16 protein-coding genes are annotated in these 18586 nt (G+C 34.3%); 3 read left to right on the plus strand and 13 right to left on the minus strand.

The window, feature by feature from the left end; genetic code table 11:
- The first annotated feature begins 354 nt into the window (after nt 1-354).
- Together HHU12_RS29545 and HHU12_RS29550 are read left to right on the plus strand one after the other, a co-directional pair.
- Nucleotides 355-4380, plus strand: a complete 4026-nt coding sequence (locus HHU12_RS29545) for an ATP-binding protein (protein ID WP_169660337.1) — start codon at nt 355-357, stop codon at nt 4378-4380.
- Between the two features lie 143 nt (nt 4381-4523).
- On the plus strand, nt 4524-4985 hold the full coding sequence (locus HHU12_RS29550) for an RNA methyltransferase (RefSeq protein WP_169660338.1): 462 nt from the start codon (nt 4524-4526) through the stop codon (nt 4983-4985).
- Between the two features lie 71 nt (nt 4986-5056).
- Here the strand turns inward: HHU12_RS29550 and HHU12_RS29555 are convergent, their stop codons facing one another.
- The 5 genes from HHU12_RS29555 to HHU12_RS29575 all read right to left on the minus strand — a co-directional run bounded on the left by HHU12_RS29555 (nt 5057) and on the right by HHU12_RS29575 (nt 11398).
- Complete coding sequence (locus HHU12_RS29555; protein ID WP_169660339.1) at nt 5057-5506, minus strand: hypothetical protein; 450 nt, start codon at nt 5504-5506, stop codon at nt 5057-5059.
- Between the two features lie 257 nt (nt 5507-5763).
- Nucleotides 5764-6999: a hypothetical protein gene (locus tag HHU12_RS29560; RefSeq protein ID WP_169660340.1), complete on the minus strand. Its 1236-nt coding sequence runs from the start codon at nt 6997-6999 to the stop codon at nt 5764-5766.
- Nucleotides 7000-7014: 15 nt separating this feature from the next.
- Nucleotides 7015-9159: an SUMF1/EgtB/PvdO family nonheme iron enzyme gene (locus HHU12_RS29565; RefSeq protein ID WP_169660341.1), complete on the minus strand. Its 2145-nt coding sequence runs from the start codon at nt 9157-9159 to the stop codon at nt 7015-7017.
- A gap of 8 nt (nt 9160-9167) precedes the next feature.
- The gene (locus HHU12_RS29570) at nt 9168-9572 is read right to left on the minus strand and encodes a hypothetical protein (protein ID WP_169660342.1); all 405 of its coding nucleotides are present in this window, start codon (nt 9570-9572) and stop codon (nt 9168-9170) included.
- A 359-nt stretch (nt 9573-9931) separates the two neighbouring features.
- Complete coding sequence (locus tag HHU12_RS29575; RefSeq protein ID WP_169660343.1) at nt 9932-11398, minus strand: T9SS type A sorting domain-containing protein; 1467 nt, start codon at nt 11396-11398, stop codon at nt 9932-9934.
- Between the two features lie 65 nt (nt 11399-11463).
- On the opposite strand from HHU12_RS29575, the gene HHU12_RS29580 reads away from it, so the two are divergent.
- A complete protein-coding gene (locus HHU12_RS29580) occupies nt 11464-11721 on the plus strand; it encodes an NAD(P)H-binding protein (protein ID WP_169660344.1) in 258 nt (85 codons plus the stop codon).
- 264 nt (nt 11722-11985) lie between these two features.
- Here the strand turns inward: HHU12_RS29580 and HHU12_RS29585 are convergent, their stop codons facing one another.
- From HHU12_RS29585 to HHU12_RS29620, 8 genes are all read right to left on the minus strand, one after another.
- Nucleotides 11986-13110, minus strand: a complete 1125-nt coding sequence (locus tag HHU12_RS29585; protein ID WP_240971178.1) for a permease — start codon at nt 13108-13110, stop codon at nt 11986-11988.
- A 58-nt stretch (nt 13111-13168) separates the two neighbouring features.
- Nucleotides 13169-13870 (minus strand): aromatic aminobenezylarsenical efflux permease ArsG family transporter, encoded by a 702-nt coding sequence (locus HHU12_RS29590; RefSeq protein WP_169660345.1) that lies wholly within the window; start codon nt 13868-13870, stop codon nt 13169-13171.
- A gap of 1 nt (nt 13871) precedes the next feature.
- Nucleotides 13872-14309, minus strand: coding sequence for a nitrophenyl compound nitroreductase subunit ArsF family protein (locus HHU12_RS29595; protein ID WP_169660346.1), 438 nt, complete (start codon nt 14307-14309; stop codon nt 13872-13874).
- A 13-nt stretch (nt 14310-14322) separates the two neighbouring features.
- Complete coding sequence (locus HHU12_RS29600) at nt 14323-14586, minus strand: thioredoxin family protein (protein ID WP_240971180.1); 264 nt, start codon at nt 14584-14586, stop codon at nt 14323-14325.
- A gap of 56 nt (nt 14587-14642) precedes the next feature.
- Nucleotides 14643-14939 (minus strand): ArsR/SmtB family transcription factor, encoded by a 297-nt coding sequence (locus HHU12_RS29605; RefSeq protein WP_169660347.1) that lies wholly within the window; start codon nt 14937-14939, stop codon nt 14643-14645.
- Between the two features lie 200 nt (nt 14940-15139).
- Nucleotides 15140-16549, minus strand: a complete 1410-nt coding sequence (locus HHU12_RS29610; protein WP_169660348.1) for a sulfatase-like hydrolase/transferase — start codon at nt 16547-16549, stop codon at nt 15140-15142.
- A 435-nt stretch (nt 16550-16984) separates the two neighbouring features.
- The gene (locus tag HHU12_RS29615) at nt 16985-17767 is read right to left on the minus strand and encodes a hypothetical protein (RefSeq protein ID WP_169660349.1); all 783 of its coding nucleotides are present in this window, start codon (nt 17765-17767) and stop codon (nt 16985-16987) included.
- Nucleotides 17768-17992: 225 nt separating this feature from the next.
- Entirely contained in the window at nt 17993-18451 is a 459-nt protein-coding gene (locus tag HHU12_RS29620; RefSeq protein ID WP_169660350.1) for a hypothetical protein, read from the minus strand.
- Between the last annotated feature and the right edge of the window lie 135 nt (nt 18452-18586).

Consider the following 18586-nt stretch of genomic DNA (forward strand, 5'->3'; position numbering starts at 1 on the left):
TTATCTCTTTTGGAAGAAATTGTACAAAATAAATACAATTTTCCTTGTTTTAATCATAAGAGAAATGAAGAAGACAGTATCTTGGAAGTAGAAGATATAAAGCTTGCAGAAAAATCGATTGAAAGTTGACGATTATTTAGTTTGCAGAGTACTTGTCAAGTTTATAATGAAAGTTGAAAAATGGGACAGCTTCCCAAAAGCCCATGACTTCGAGTCGTGGGCCAAAGTATTTTATATAACTAACTATTGTCATTCTTTCTCCTGCCTTCTTAATTCTACATTCAATTCGTCCTATAACAAAGAAAAAATGTTTAACTTTCGTTGAGCAACATTTTTTTTAGCTGAAATATGAACGTGCGTTTTATAAAATATTCAATCTGTCTGTTACTTTTTTTTGTTTCTTTTCAAAACACTTGGGCCAATCTTATTCCTGTAAAAGGGTCGGATGTTTTTATGCATTCAGATGTATTGTCGGTAGTGCAGGACAAGGAGGGGTTTATGTGGTTTGCTTCTTTTGATGGATTGTACCGTTATGATGGTAACGAGATGAAAGTCTACAGGCATATCAATGGCGACAGTCTTTCCTTGGTGAGCAACCGGTTGACCTGTTTGACTGTAGACCATAAGGATAGGGTGGTGATTGGTACGGAGGCGAATGGATTGTGTGTTTTTGATAAAAAGACAGAACAGTTTACAGCCATCAAAATCAACGGGAACAGGCAAGTGACGGTGGATAATGTTTTTTGTGATGCTTCCGGAAATGTGTGGGTTGGTTCTGATTTTGGTTTGAGTAAAGTGAAGGAAGATGAGCAAGGTAAGTTTCATACGCTGAATATTTTTGATTCAAATGTCAGAGTAAGGGAGGTTATACAAGGTAAAAATGGTCTGCTTTGGACACTGACCAGTAAAGGGCTTTATACGGTGCACCCCGACAATTTCCGTATCGTTCATCATAAGTTAAATATTAACAAGGAACATATAAAAACGATTTATAGAGATAAGAACAATAGAATTTGGGCGGGTACTTTTAAAGGTTTATATCAGTTGAATGGAAAATTCAAGCCCATCAAAAAGCACATTGATGCTTCAATTCTATCGGTGTATATGGACCGTGAAAATACGCTGTGGGTGGGTACCAAAAACAAAGGGTTGATGTATTCAGAGGATGGCGGAAAGAGTTTTATTCCTTATCAACCTTATAAATCCATTCATCCATTGTATAACAACAAGGCCATTACCACCTTTTTCGAAAGTGATGAAGGTATATTGTGGTTAGGTTCTTTGGCCAATGGAGCATATACCAATGAGAAGATTTTCAGGTATTTGGAGCAATTCAAAAATCCTTATGATGTGAATCCCAATACGCTTTTTTCTTGCTATACTTTTCATCAAGATCAAGACTCTATTTTGTGGGTAGGAACTTTGGGGCAGGGGCTTGGTATTTATGATCGAAAAACGGGAGAAGTGGTGGATTACAGGAAGAATAATCCTCAGTTGCAAAGCATAAAAATCTCTAAAATATTACCGCTTCCTGATCAGTCTTTTTATATTTTTTCCAGTCCAAATATATATCATCTTACAAAACAAGATCAACAAAGCTTGCTTGAAGGAAAAAAGATCCAATTGAAAAGTATTAACCCAATCGCTCCTTTTTATAAACCGAGTGTAACTTATGCTAACATGGATGAGGACCAACATTTATGGTTGAGTACAAACACCGGATTGTATGAGTATATTCCATCAAAAGATGATTTTTATAAAGGCAAAGTAAATCAGTATAGAACGGAAGGTTATTTGGGACTCACAAACAATACGGTGAAGTATGTAGTGACGCATCGTGAAGGAGATGTGAAATATGTTTGGGTGGGTTCGAAAGTGGGTTTAAGCCTATTAAAATTTGATGAAAAGAAGCATGAAAAATCTATTGCTAAGTTTTATAAAGGCAGTGGTGAATTTAATCTTCCTTCTAATTTTATCGCTTCTATGATCAAAGGAGAAGGAAATACACTTTGGATTGGGTGCCTTGGAGGAGGATTGGTGAAATGTGATATCAACCCGAAAAATATTCATGCCCCTCAGTTTACAAAATACTTGGAAAAAGACGGTATAAAAACCAATCAATTAGAACAGCTTCAGTTGGACGAAAAGGGGAAGCTATGGATGAGTGGTTATGGTATTTCAAGTTTCAATCCTTCAACTTTGGAAGTAGAATCTTTTGAATTTAACTCGGCAGTACGTCAAAATTATTATAAAATCAGAAGGAGTTATTTTTCTCCTGATCATGAGTTGCTTTTTGGGACCGACAATGGATTTGTATTGTTTAATCCATCAAAATATAAAGTAGATTTCACGAAGAAGAAGCCTCAGTTTACATCCTTAAAAGTAAATGATAAGGAGGTGAAAATGGGGGAGAAATATGATAGGAATATTATTCTTACACAACCACTGAATACTTCAGAAAAGGTCATATTGCTTCCACATCAGAATAATATTGAGCTTACTTTTACAGCATTCGCCTATAATTCTCAGAAGGAAGAATTGTTCAAATATAAAATGTCTGGAGTGGATGAAGATTGGGTCATTTCATCCAATCCTTATGCAGTTTATAGAAATTTACCTTATGGTCAGCACACTTTTGAGCTATTGACTTTTAATGGAAAATGGAGCGATACAGCTGTGATGATGGAGTTTGACTTACAGGCTCCTTTTTATCTCACTACATCGGCTTACATCATTTATATTCTATTGATTTTAGGCAGTGTTTTTAGTTATTACCAGTGGAAAAAAACACAATTAAATCGTTTACATAAACTTGAAATTGTAGAGTTGAAAGAGAAAGAAACGGAAAACATTCAGAAGGCAAAACTAGATCTCTTTACTTTTGTCTGTCATGATATGAAAACGCCTCTGACCTTAATCTTAGACCCTATTCAAGACCTTATTTACAACAAAGATTTCAAACCTGAAATACATCATGATCTTCAAGTAATCCGTAAAAATGCGGTGAAACTTCAGAAGTTAGTAGTGGAGCTGATGGACTTCCAGAAATTTGAAAACAAAGAGTTAAGAATATCTCCTCAAGAAGTCAACCTGAATGCTTTTATCCATCAGATCATTCAACATTTTAAGATTTTGAGTGAGAAAAGAAATATCAAATTGTTGCTTGATGCAAAGGAGGAAGAGATGATTGTCTTTGTAGACCCTGTGCAGTTTGAAAAAGTCATCTTCAATTTGATCAGCAATGCGCTACAATACACCCCACAGCATGGTGAAATCACAATCTGTTTGAAGGAACAAGAAAAAGCAATACTCATTGACGTGATGGATACAGGAATGGGGATTCAGCCAGAGGTAATTGATAATGTTTTTGATCCCTATTTCCAGCAGAAAACATCAGGTAGAGGAAGTGGTATTGGATTGGCAGTTACAAAGTCGATTGTGGAACAGCACAGTGGAAAAATTTCTGTGATAAGTCAAGAGAAGAAAGGAAGCACTTTTACGATTGAATTGCTGAAAGGGAATGATCATTTTGACAAAATATACACCGATCAAGAGCAGTCTTATATTGATGAAAACTCACCTATTGTAGAAGAGGTGAATGTGGAAGTAGATCCATTAGAATTGGAAGATGAAGTGAGAGATGCCAACTTACTGATTGTAGACGACAACGAGGATATCAGTGAGTATTTACACATTAAATTCTCTCCACTTTATAATGTACTGCTGGCAAATGATGGAGCAGCCGCTTTGGAAATTGTAAAGAAAAATAATATTGATCTGATTATTACAGATATTACAATGGATAAAATGGATGGTTTAGAATTTTGTAAAGCCATTAAGGAGGAAACTCAAACTGCACCTATTCCTATCATTTTCCTTTCTGCAAAAGATGATGTGCAAACACAATTGGAAACCTATAATATGGGTGCTAATGCATTTATTTCCAAACCATTCAGTTTTGAGATTTTATCCGCAAGAGTAAAAAATTTATTATCAAATGTGACCGTTTCATCTTTTGAAGTGGCTCCTTCTGAAATTGAGATAAGTTCCAAGGATGAACAGCTGTTGGAAGAGGCGATGAAGTACATAGAAAACAATTTGGAAAATACGGAATTGAATGTAGAACAGCTTTGCAAAGAATTGGGAGTGAGTAGGTCGCAACTTTACAGAAAAGTCAAAACCATCACGAACATGTCCATCAGTGAGTTTATCAGAACGATCCGTCTGAAACGTGCTGCGCAGATTTTAGAGGTAGACGGTTCTTCTATTTTGGATGTGATGGATAAAGTAGGTTTCAATAACCCTTCCTATTTCACTAGAACTTTTAAAAAGCAATTTGGCGTAAGCCCTAAGGAATATTCGAAGCAGTTTATGAAATGAGTTTGAGTTAAGAATTAAGAATGCATGTGGTTCGTAAAGTTTTGAGAGAATTTTAAGCTCCTTCATGCACCACAAAGAACCATTTTTCTTAACTCTTCCCTCTTCACTCTTAATTCTCCATTCCATCTTCTTAACTTGCGACCATGAATTTAAATTTTGAAACCGAATATTTCGGAATAGGTATCCAGAATGGGAAAACACCAGAAAATTTAGGTGTGCTTTGGCGTTCAGCCCAAAACTTTGGAGCCAGTTTTATCTTTACTATTGGAAACCGGTACGCGAAACAAGCTTGCGATACACATAATGCTGTAAAATCCATTCCTTATTATCATTATGATACTTTTGATGATTTTCTGAAAAATATACCTGTAGGAACTCGAATTGTTGGTGTGGAATTGGCAGATGAAGCGGTGGAATTAGAAACCTTTCATCACCCCAAAAGGTGTGTATATTTACTAGGAGCTGAAGATCATGGTCTTTCTAAACAAGCTATGGAGAAAAGTCATTTTCTAGTGAAATTTGATACGCCTAAAAGTTTGAATGTTTCTGTGGCGGGAAGTATAGTAATGTATGATCGTCAAAGAGGAAAAGAGAGGTGTAGATGAACTTTTGATATAAATAACATGGGCGGTGCAAATAGACCGCCCAATGTAAATCCAAAATTAACCATAAACCATTAACCATCCAAAGCTGCACGTTTTTTAGAAGAAAGAATGAGCCTTTCTAAATCTTCTAATTCCTTCCAATTGGAAGATGACAACTTAAACTTTTTAATTTCTTCTCCTTTATTTGGCCTGTTGCATCTTAAGACCAATGAATAATAAGTTCTTGTAATTTTTATATTTTCTATCTGACAACTGTATTTGTAGGATAGAAATAGAATATGTGTCTTAAAAACAAGTTGAGTGTTTTGAACTGTGACCTGCTTTAAAAAAATATACCTTTTACTAAGACTAATCAGTAAAAATAGTATACCACCTAAACCGCAAAAAAGGAGGTAAGATAAAGTAGAGTCTAAGAAGAATTGCATACCAATAACCCCCATGATATTCACGCCCAAAAGGAATGAACAGATAAGGTCAAAGCGATTTATAGTGTGATTTGTATTTCTAATGTAAGCTTGCATTGTAGTTTTATTAAACTTGAAAAGTAGTTTAAAATGAAGCAGCAAAAATTTACTCTTTCTTCAAATGTACAAGCGGGAAAGGGAACAAAAAATAGTTTTTAAAGGGTGAAAGTTTTTGTCACTTTTTTGTGCTTTAGGCTACGTTTCTGTAAGAATAAACACCCCTTTTTCTGGACAAAAAATACGGTCTGTAAGGAGACAAGTAAATAACCTTTACAAACCGTATTATGAAATAATGAAGAATAATAGAAGAGTTATTAGCCTTTTACAAAAGGATAAGTGGTGTTATTCCATTCTTCAATTTCTCTTTTTAATTCTGCTTTTATAACAGGGTTTTGTTCATATTTATACAACGCCCTGCGATACGTTTGAGCTAGGTAATTCTTGATCCACATAGCATGTTTATCATTGCCTACCACCTCAATAGCTGTTTCCTTTGCAAGGCTTTTTCCATTATAAGAATGATCGTAATTCCATACATCAGAAAGTACGATGACAAAACGGATAAACTCAAAAGTGGGAATTGTTTTAAAAGTAACCATCCAATAGCATCCATCCTCTGTTTGCTCAGCATGAACAATGGATTTGTAATTCTTGAAATAATTATATTGAAAACTAGAGACCTTTAGTTTTATTTCCGGAATCTTGTCGGCACTTCTGTAATTATATTCTGGTACTATCACCCCGAAAAACGATTGCATCACTTCCTCCATATCCGACTTCAAATTCTTGATTTTTTCTAACTCATTCTTCAGCTTGCTATTCAATGTTTTAGTGAGAGAAACAATAGAAGAGATTTTAATGATCACCGTATTTTCAAAATTGACATTTAAAGGCAGTTGATCATCTTCTTCAACTCTAACACCAAATAAATAAAATTTGCCATAAAGGTTCTCCCTTATTTTGAGAGGCAATATTCTGATGGTTTTATGAGAGCGGTTTCGTGACTCATACGTGAGGGCTAGAATATCATTTTTTGAAATATAGATCATTAATTCATCAAACCAATCCAGCCAATTGTTCTCGTTGGTATACGGAATACCATTCTGATTACTTTCAAAGTCAAGATAGTCCAGATAAAACGAAGGATCATAGGTCAGCCTCGTTTTCTCATGCAGTTGAGCATGCAAAACCCTAAGGTTAAGCATGTCATTAAAGATTTCAATATGAGGCTGATTGACTTTGAGTATATAGCCAACTCGGTATTTTCCTTTATCCTTTCCTCTCAGTACCTGACTTGTTTCCTTGATGATTCTAGAGGAATTGTGCTCCTCTATAGTATCCAGAGTCCAGAGTACTTCCTCTACTTCTAATTTGAAATACTCTTTTACTTTCTTATTGAGATTGACAATTTTCTTATAAAAATTATCTTTCTTTTTAGCATCTATTTTACTCCAGTTACCCACATTACCCATCTCAGCCAATTGATGAAAGAAAACCGGTTTCCCTTTATCTTTATTAAGCAGGTCTATATATTCTGTAAATGTGATCATTTCATCGAAAGTTATTTATTCGCAATCTAATACTATTCTAAAACCATACTCACTACTTTTACTTGTTTTTTCAGCTATATATCTGCGTCTTATTGTGCAATCTTCTTTTACATCATTATAACTTCCTCCTTTCAGAATACCATAGCCCTTGCTTAGGTCTTTTGGATTATTTTGAGTTTCAGACGAAAACGAAGAATATGTATCTAGTACCCACTCTTTCACATTGCCGGTCATATCATATAAAGAGTGATAATTTTCCTCATAACTTCCCGAGGGCGTAGTAACACCTAATGAACCATCTAGCCCATTTAAAGGCTCTTTATTGTTAAGGTAATTTCCTACTAGGTCAATATCATCACTTCCTGCATACATGTACTTTGGACTTCCTCCTGATGCAGCATATTCCCACTCCGCTTCTGTAGGCAAGCGGAAACTGTAACCTGTCATTTCGTTGAGTTGTATTATAAAACGTTGAGCATCATAATAAGAAATGCTTTCTACAGGATGGTAATAACCAAAATCTATCAAGCTAGGGTTTTTACCCATTACAGTATCATAAACGTACTGTTGTATTTCAAATTCAGCGATATAATAAGGGTCTAACTGCACTTTATGCGTGACAGAATCTCGTCCCATCATTTCAAAAACACTAGGTTCTATTTTACGTAAATTGATAGAAATATCAGGAGTGATTTCAATCTCTTTCACATCTTGATCGTAAAACGAAAAGCTACTATTCAAGGTGATATCGTGATGTGTGAAGAAAGTGTTGTTTCGTAATCTTTTCAGTTCAGTACCAGCTTCACTATCACCATAATTCATTTGGTTGGCATTAGATAAATGACCTACACCTAATTCTATCATGAGTTTTCCTAATTCCAAATTTACACTATCATTTTCAGAGTCCATTTCATATGCTTTTTTGAAACAATTGAAAGCTTCGATTTTACCATTTGACAACAATTCGGTTTTACCCTGATGATAGAGTACATCGACATAAATTTTAAAAATAGGACTAGTGTAACTTACATTAAAATCTCCACCATATTCAGTTGTATTTTCCTGGAAATAGGTTATTGCCTCTTCAAATTTTTCAGAAGCTACATACTTATTATTTTCTGCCATGAATGCCTTACCTTCTTCAAAGAGTTGGTATACGGTTTGGAGGTCTTTTAATTCTTTCTCGGCTTTCGCCAATCCTTTTTTAAAACCATGCTGTTTTTGTATTTGAATAGTACGATGATAAATTTCCTCAATTTCTTCAAGCTCTGCTCTTTCTAAAAACCTGAGTTGGAAATACTGATAATCAAACTTCAGTTTTTGAGGATTAATATCTGTAAAATGAATTTTGATAAAATTGCTGTCTTTATTTAGTTTCGTCAAGTCTATTGTCTCCTCAGTTTTCACTCCATCCAGAATAATACCTTTGATTTTTGCACCTTTAAAATTGACCTTTCCTTTGAAATCACATTCATTGATTAGTAAATTTCCTTTACAGTTTAAATTTGAAAAATCTGTAGTTGAGGCAAATTTAGAACCGGTAAAGCAGGCCGTTTCGAAGGTTGTCTTTCTAAAGCTGGCCGGACCATTGAATTGAGTTTCTTCAAAACAAACACTCCAAAAAAAGATTGCCTCATCAAAAATGACCTCCTTTTCAAAGATAGTTGGGTTCCCAAAAGTATTACTCATATTAAGATCAGATCCGGAGAAATTCACCCCAATAAATGACGCTTTTTCCAAAAAATGAGAGCCATCCATTTGAAAAACACCTTCACCATAACCTCCAAAATCGCTGTAATCAAAATAAGCATCCTTGTTAAAGACACTACCTGCTAAATTGGTATAATAGGAAGTGTTATTTCTGAAATCAGCTTTCTCCTTGAATGTACAATTGTTGAAAAAGAAGAAATTTGTAGTGAGTTTGTAGGCTAATACTTCTTTCTCGAATGAACTTCCAGACAGGTAATAACGGACCTCCTTTCGGGAACTATCTTTTTGTATTTGATATGATAAGTCTTTCCCCTCCAAGTTGAAGATTTGCTGAAATGTGGAATCTGTGTGGAAGATTTCTATTTCTCTGTCTTGGGAGAATGAGGCAAAGCTGTTTAGCAACCCTATAAAGATTACTAAACAGCTTTTAATTAAGTTTTTTAAGAACATGTTGAAGTTTAAAAAATAATATTTCCAATTTTAATTAATAGATCTCTAAATTCAGAGATAGCCCAAATGTCTCTTCTTGCAGCTTTTTTATTTGCTAATGGTTTGGAACCAAATTTTAGATGAAAACTAGCAATTAATATATCCTCTATTTCTTTGGTGAATTCTTGTAAATCAGGCCCAATAGAGAAGAACCTTAATTCTGTCTCAAAGTGGTCATAGTAAGTGGAGGTGATATAATGGTAAAAAGTGTCCTGTTCATCAGTTGACATCACTCTTGGGTTTCGGTTAATTTCATTTGCTAGGTAATCTGCTCTCATTTTACCAGGAATTCTATTTTGAAGTGATTGACCTTTACCGATATAATAAACATTAGAGTCAAGTGGGTATTTGAAATATGTATTTACAGCAGACATTATACTTTAAATTTTGTAAAGAATAAATTAAAGTTTCGTTCTATTTAGAATAAATAGAAAGGTTGAAGTAGATTAGGTTTAGTTCGAACTCTACATAGTACTTAAGATATTATTACCTTTGTACTTTAATAATCTTATTTCTTCCTTGATTAATAGTTTATATATTAACCGCTACAAAACTAATATGCATACTTGCCTTTTCTAAAGTTCGTAATAATTAAAATTTTGTCTTCTAATTTATTGTAGTTACTTTACAAGTAATCAGTTTATTATTTTTAGTTATTTTTCTTTTTTCAATTTTACATTTACGAATAATATTTTCGTAAGTGTGTTTGATTTTAGAATTCTATAACTCTCTTTTAATCCAACTGAAATTTCTTCACTATTTTACTTCTCCCTTGCATAATATGTACTACAAATACACCTCTCCCCCAAGGGGTGGCAAAAGTAGTAGTATGCTGTAAATCCTTTTCATGATAGATCAATTGTCCTATATTATTAAAGATGACGAGTTCATAAGGAGCGTCATTGTTGGTTTGAATATTAATGTCCATTCCGGCGGCTTGAGGAACTGGAAAGATGACTGCATCAAAACTTTCTTCTCCTTCAACTTGTACCGTCACAGGACCAAAGTATTCGTACTTCCCATCTAAATCCACCTGTTTCAATCTGTAATAGGTAGTGCCGTATCTCATAATATCATCATATTGATACTCTTTTTTTGAGTTGCTGTTTCCTGCTGATTTTACTTCTGCAATTTTTATCCAATCCTTATTGTCTGTAGAGTATTGTACCTCAAAATGCGAACTGTTGATTTCAGTAGCTGTGGCCCAGAAAAGACTAATTCCTTCGTCAAATATTTCGGGCTCAAAGTAGATCATTTCAACCGGCAACTCATCAGAATATTCAATGGTGATCGTATCTAGATTGATCTCATTTCCATTGTTTATGGAAGAAAGTCTGAAATTGACCGTGCCATATCTTTCTTCAAAATCAGAATAGAAATAACGAACAGGTGAAGATGGATCTGGATTACTGGCATCTACTACTTCTAATAAAGACCAATTACTATTATCCTTGGAAGTATAAATCAAATATGAAGTGGTGTGCTCTTCTAAATACATTCCCCATTCCAATTCTGTTTTAATATCAAATCTCACATCACCTTCAAAGTAATTTAATGAATCGGTGAGGTTGCTACAGTCAATAAAATCACCAGGACGTTGGTCGTCATCACTTGCTTCAGCATGCTCTTTTTGGTAAGGTGAAATACACCCTCCGACAAAATCCCATCCTACATTTTCTTTATAATGAATTTTATCGCTCAATTCATTGATGGCAACATTGTTCATAAAAACATGAAGAGAATCAATAAATGAATCATGTGCTTGGAAATCAACATGACCATCTAAATTCCAAGTACTGTTATTACAGATCAATGTCCCGTTTTCAAATTTTAAATGGGCATCTTCTTCAGTACTTAATTGGGAAGAAAGTATAGTAGAGTTGGCATTTTTAATGTCCACTTTCGATGAGATAACAACATTATCATTCGTAAAGACCACACTATGAAGTGCATCATTTTCAATCTTAATTTTCTTACCTCCTCTGATATTTTCAACATGGATGGTGACTTCACAGTTGTTCAATTTCAAATCCTCATTCACCGTCAAAGTCTTACCTTTTATGATAACATTGTAATTGGAATATTCGGTTTTTTCATCAATCTCTCCTCTGATAACCACAGTGGGCATGTCTTGACCAAAAGAGAAAACAGATGACAAAATTATTAAGAGCAGTGATAGCGTATAATTAAAGTGATTCATGTTCGTGCATTTTATTTCAAATGCTTATATCCATCTCAAACAAATCTCACCGGAAGAATCTCTTAATGATTTCAAATCTCTTTCTAAGAAATACTATGAAGGACCATAATCTTCAAGAAACTTATATTATCAACAGCAATCTACCTTACCATATTGTAAGACCGGTAGGCCTAACGGATGATGCTTCAAAAGGGGAGGTTCAAGTTGAGAACGAAGGAGCGTTGCCGAGTTATAATATCCCAAAAATAGATGTGGAGAATTATTTGGTAAAGAGCCTGATGGAGGGGAAAAGAGGATTTAGCGGAATAAGCCAGATGAGTTAAGAGGTAAGAATGAAGAATGTGATTCGTTATGTGGTATTTTCAAAAAAAGGAAATAATAAGAACATGTTTGAAGTATATATTTTAGGTTGTGAGGCAATTAATTTCAAAGAAAATAGGAGCTCTAATAGTTGATGAAATTAATAAACTCACGTTCTAAAAGGGTGGATTTTTATTAAAAAAGATGATTCAAACATGTTCTAAAGAGACTGTGACCATAACTGTTGAGTTAAGAGACAGCCTCGTTTAAAGGTCAATAAAAATATTTCAGAGTATACAATTAAACAAGTAACCTAAGGCGATAATAAATAGAGTTATTGTTCCGAAAAAGATACCGATGAGTTTCCAAGTCATTACCTTTTTAAGCAAAGTGGCTTCTGGTAATGACAAACCTACTACCGCCATCATAAATGCTATTGCAGTACCTAATGGCACTCCTTTGGCAACAAAAACTTGAATAATAGGGACTACTCCAGCGGCATTGGCATACATAGGTACTGCTAATATTACAGCTAAAGGAACTGCATACCATTTATCTGCTGATAAGTATTCAGTAAAGAAGTTTTCGGGTACATAACCATGCATACCCGCCCCAATGGCGATACCAATTATCACATACAGCAGTACCTTGCGAACGATATCCCATCCTTCTCTAATAATGGAGGGTAAACGGTCTATAAATGGCGTTTTTTCACCTTCCCATTTTTCATTTTCTCTCGTTGCATTTTCTTGTACCTGACGAACCCAATCACTCAAATATCTATCAAGTTTCATCTTACCGAGGGCATATCCGCCCAACATTCCCATGAGAATTCCACTTCCAGTATAAAAAGCAGTTGCTTTAATACCGAAGAGACCTAAAAACATGGCTACCGCCACTTCATTGACCAATGGTGAAGTGATGAGATAGGCAAATGTAACACCAAGCGGTATTCCACCTTTTACAAACCCAATGAACAAGGGTATTGATGAACAAGAACAGAAAGGGGTAACCGCTCCAAAAAATGAAGCTAAGAAATACTCCAAGCCATACAGTTTTTTTGTAGTGAGGAAAATTCTTAACCGGTCAACTGGAAAATAAACATTCACAGCTCCCATTAAACTGCTTATCAAAAACAGAAGGATCAGTATTTTTATGGTATCATAAAAGAAGAAATTGACTGCTTTTCCAAAATGGGAATTGGGAGATAAATGTAAAAGATCAAAGGTGAAATAATTTATTATATCAGGTAGAAACCAATAGAAAATAATCAGCAAAGGCAACAGAACTGCAATTGAAATTAAAAGCTGAGTTCTTCTCTTTTTAATTTTTCTTTCTGAAGAAACAACAGGAGTAGACAGATCACATTGTGTTGTTTCATTTTTCTTTATCATAGATTTCAATGTACTCATTAGTAAAGTTTTTAATGTTCGTTATTTGCCGAACATTGATTGTAAATTTTTTAGTGATCTATGCTAAGAATATTTCGTAGCTTTGATATAAACCAACTCCAATAAATACAACGGCAACAACTCTGCGAAACCAGATTTCAAACACCTTAATTTTATTGTAAACTTTGCCAATTGAACCTACACTAAAAGCAATAAACCATGCAAAAATAATCACAGGAATGCCTGTAGCGATAGCAAAAACAAAAGGTAAAATCAATCCATTTGAACTACTCACCGTCATAGGAATCAGCATACCAAAATAAAGCACACCACTGTAAGGACAGAATGCCAAAGCAAATACAATTCCCAGAAGAAGAACACCCCAAAATCCACTATTTGATTTGGTTTCCATTTTTTCAGTTAACGAGCTTATTCCGGGTATATTCAATGTTAGAACACCCAGCATAAACAGCCCGATAATAATTAAAACAGGCCCAAGAAGTTTCTCCCCCCATTCTTGCAGTGCAGCAGAGAATTCAAATTGACTGACACCAAAGAAAAAAATCACACCAATAGTGGTATAAGAAATCGCCCGACCCAATGTGTAGACCAACCCATTTAGAAAGACTTTACGCTGACTTTTAAGGTCTTTGCTTATGAAACCAATAGCAGTGATGTTAGTGGCTAATGGGCAGGGACTTATAGCAGTCATAAGTCCCAGTAAAAATGCCGAAAGTAGAGGAGCCTGTGAGGTCTCTAAAATATTTTGTAATACTTCCATTTTAGATCATTGAATCAACAGTATCCTTAATTTTTGCTTTAAATTTTTCAGGATTTGTACGTGCATTCATAAAGGCATAGTTCGTTAGGTTGACTATCTTATCTCCTTTAATAATCAAAAGCGTTTGCCCGCTTACTTTGTACTGTGCCAACATAGGGTTGTCTTTGTCTTGCTCCCTGTTGATCGATTGAAAGCTAATTTTTGAACCGTAATACTCTTTTAAAGTCTCTTCAGTTACTGATTCTACTGCTTGACACGTAGCACATCTACGTGTTGCATGAAAATAATAAGCTTTTACATCTGTATCTTCTTTAGTTTGATTGCAAGAAACATCTTTGCTAGTCTCAGAACTATTTTTTGTATTACTACAGCATTGAGCTGAAACGCTAATCAGGCCAATAACAAAAATATAAGCTAGTGTACTAATAATCTTTTTCATTGATATAGAGAGGTTATTTCGTTAAAAATTCTTTGATTTCTGTCGTTGAAGGTACTTTGCCTTTAACAACCACTTTACCATTAATCACTAAAGCAGGAGTTGCCATTATATTGTAATTCATGATCTCAACGATGTCTTCAACCTTGATGACATCAGCATTAATTCCAAGCTCTTCAACTGCTTGATTAGTTTGTTTTTCAAGGGTTTTACATTTAGTACAACCTGTACCTAATACTTTAATTTCCATTTTGATTGATTTTAAATTTTTTAATTCCATACTTAAATTTTATTGTTCGTTGTTCGCCTAAATACGAACATTATCTGCAAATTTTTTTAGAGTCTTAAAAATTCTCTAAACAAATCTTGAGCTTCTTTCCAATTTTCTTTGTTGATACAATATTTAATTTTAGGAGTTTCAATTTGTCCCTGAATTAAACCAGCTTCTTTCAATTCTTTTAAATGCCCCGAAAGGGTAGATTTTACGATTGGTAAGTCTTCTGTTAAATCACCACTGTAACAGCAACTCTGCTTTGATAGCAATTCCAATATGTACATACGTATTGGATGCCCCATTGCTTTAGCGTATCTGGCAGCTTTTTTTTGTTTTTCTGTTAATACGTCTTTTTTCATATGCTGTTCGTTAAATACCGAACAAATGTAATTATTTTTTTTGTTTCTGCAAATAAATAAAGAGGGGTTGATATATTAAAAAAGTTAAGAGGTAAGTATGAAGAAATGTGGTTCCCTGAGTGGTATTTGTTTTGGCTCAAATCTTAAAATGAATCTGAACAACACCTCTTAATTCTTACCTCTTAACTCTAAAAAAAAAATTAGTCCAAGTATTTCCACCATTGATCCCCGTTCAACGTTGGGAATACACGGTCTTTCATTTCACTGTTCCATCCAATCCACTTTTCCATAAGCTTATCTGCCTCCGCAGTATTTTGGGCTTTGACATCCGTTGTTTCATTTGGATCAGAAGCGATGTCGTATAATTCCGTTGGGTTTTGCTCTTGGTTTTTGTTGGCCAATAACTTTAAGTTCCCCTGACGGATGGCCATACAGTTTTGTTCCCATTTTCTCCAGAACAAATAATCATGAGGAGCACCCTTTTTCTTTCCCGTCAAATAAGGGATCAGATCCACACCGTCTAGCGGTCTTTCCTTATTAATCTTAATGCCATTTTGAGCAACGATCGTCGCCATAATATCCAAAGACGAAATAGGGTGTGTTATGTTTTGGTTGGCAGGGATTACACCTTTCCATCGCATAGCGAAAGGTACTCTTACACCGCCCTCAAACAAATCTGTTTTAAAACCTCTCAGGCTACCATTGTTAGAAGCATTTTTTCTAGAGCCGCCATTGTCAGAAAGGAATACCACCAATGTGTTTTCATCAATACCTTCCTCTTCAAGCGTTTTAAGAATTCTGCCTACACCATCATCCACAGCACTGACCATGGCCGCATAGGTTTTTCTTCTTTTATTTTCGATATTCGGGAAACGTGAAAGGTATTTTTCAGTAGCTTCTAATGGGCCATGAGGAGCATTAGAAGCCAAGTAAACCATAAAATGCTGGTCTTTTTCCGTTTGTTTTTTGATATATCTTATACTTGCGTCAGTGAGTTCATCCGTCAAGTAATCCTTTATTTCTACTTTGCCATAATTCTCTCTGAGCTTTGTAGAATACCATTCCCACTTTTTGGTGACTTGTGATAAATCTTCTAAAGTAATCAACTCAGGCAAGTAATGATGACCTCCAGATAAGAAACCATAGAAGTAGTCAAAACCTCTTTTCAAAGGGTGGAAATTAGGGTGTGTTCCCATGTGCCATTTACCAATGATAGCACTATTATAATCTGCTTTTTTTAATACCTGTGCCATTGTTTCTTCCTCTACTGGAAGACCTGAAGTTGGGTTGTTAGGATCAATAGAAGGGTTGGTTGTAAAGCCAAAACGATCTTGGTATCTACCCGTCAAAAAGCCTGCTCTACTAGGACCGCACACCGGAAAACTTACATATCCTTCCTGGAAACGAGCACCTTCATTGGCAATGCGATCAATATTAGGAGTAGGGATGTCCTTACAGCCGTTAAAACCTACATCTTCCCATCCCATATCATCAACCATAATGACGACAAGGTTAGGTTGTTTTTGCTTCTTTTTTTCTGGTTTTTCAAAGCTTACGATCCCAATCACTGAGAGGAGGAGTAATGCTATAAATGATACTTTTGCTTTCATACTTTTTATTTATCTATTCAAAACATTTAGTAGTAATCAAAAAAATGATCTATGATTTTTCTAGGGTGATGTGTATATGAAAAAGTGGCTTCCCGATGTTTCAGGAAGCCTTACACTATTCATTTATATTCGATCTTATGATAAAAAATGTCGTCACACATCTAAAATAAAGTTGATTGAAGGGAGTGCCCTATTTCATATATTATTTTAATACAAATTTAGGCTTTGGTCGTTTTTTGATCCCTGCTATTTTCATCATTTATTAGCACAGTTTCGTCAAAAATGACACAAATAGGCTTAAAAATTAATATTTTAAGGGGTAGTCAATTTTATATTATTAGTTTGTAGGAAGGTGTTTCTAAAGTAGTCATCTTTGACAAGCTACAATTGAAAATAATAAGGAGTGAAGAGTGAGTTATAAGGTAGTACATGCTTTTACCACTTTAATGGGAAAGGTATAAGTGTTAATATTGAAACTAGTATGAAATGAAAAAATGCCATGGAACTATAATATATATTATTCTCTAATTCTTCATCTGAATTATAAAGGCTGTATTGTGAATTATTGATTTCTATACTTATGACGTTAATTTCAGAAAGGTCCAAAGAAAGATACTCAGATATCATAGATTTAGACTTTTTTGAGATTTTTGATGTATAATCATTCTTTGCAATATCAATACCTATGAAGTTGTTTTTGATCCTGAATTTATCTGGAATTTCATAATATATCTTTTTGTTAAGGTTGAACCTTACATTTGGGTATTCTTTGAGAAGCAAAAAGCATTGATAACTTTTACCATTACTCTTAAAATAGATGTCTTCTTGCAAATAACCCTGTAAAGAAGAAGTCTCGGTGCCTTGCAAGTCTGTTAATTGAAGGTAATGGACAAAAGAGAAAAAGGAGATAATAATAGAAATATATCCAAGTTTTTTTAAGCTCTTGCTTAGACCAATGTTATGCCTTTTATAGGCTTGTTTGTCCTTTTTTTTATCTTTCAAGAACCTTATCACCTTTCCTATATGATCAACGTCCCTATCGACAGTTACAATGTCTTTTGGGAAGAATAAAGTATATTCATTTACAAGTACTCCATTCTTTCGTTTTTCTTTATACTGAGAATAATATATAAGTGTATTTAGAGGTATCTTTTTACTTCTACTGAGAATCATATTCTGAATGATAACATTTTCTTCTTCAATAAATATTTTCTTCAAATTGAAAAGAAAAAGGTAAATAATAAGGCATACAGTTAATAATATACTTGAGGTGAAATAGAGACTAGATAAAGTATTGCCAAAGGATAGATGTAGAACAATTTGGAATAATACTATTAAAATATATAATGTAGTTAATAGTTTGAAATTATAAGTTTTGTTCATTTCTTTTTTATGAATCAAGTTTTTCTGAAATGTTAATTGGTTCGTATCCGCTTGATAGTGTTATTCCCACCCAGGTCCATTTTTATCAATACAAGGTTCCGCTATATTATTCCAATCAGATAATTCCATTGGAGGTTCTCCTTTTTCAGCTAATGAATACATTTTATAAAATGAATTAAAGGAGTCAATCGAAAGTGTGGAGTATTCGATCCCTTTAATTACTAGGTTATTTCTTCCTGATTGAATTGCCTTCCAAAATAAATTTTGATTTTGAAGAGTTAGGCTTCTTAGATCTAATTCTCTAGTGATCCATTCATCTATTCGTGAATTATAAAACCCCCACCCAGCATCTGAATCTTCATCGTCATTAGAATCTGGAATTTGTAGTTTAAGCCAATTAGCGAGTTCTTTTCCATTATTTATATCTTCCAATTCTATTATCACTATTTGCAATATTTCATCATAACACCGTCTTGCGAAACACCTTCCATCTTTTAGTATAATAAACCCGCTTGCCATTTTGTTAGTATTTAAATATGTTTTTTATTGAAAAAGGGTAATATAAACTGTTTTCTTCAAAATATGGATACACCGTTCGCCGTTGTGCCACCCATTTCACTCATATTGTGCCAAAAATTCACACGCCATTGTGCC

Source organism: Flammeovirga aprica JL-4 (genome assembly GCF_012844305.1).
GTDB classification, from domain to species: domain Bacteria; phylum Bacteroidota; class Bacteroidia; order Cytophagales; family Flammeovirgaceae; genus Flammeovirga; species Flammeovirga aprica.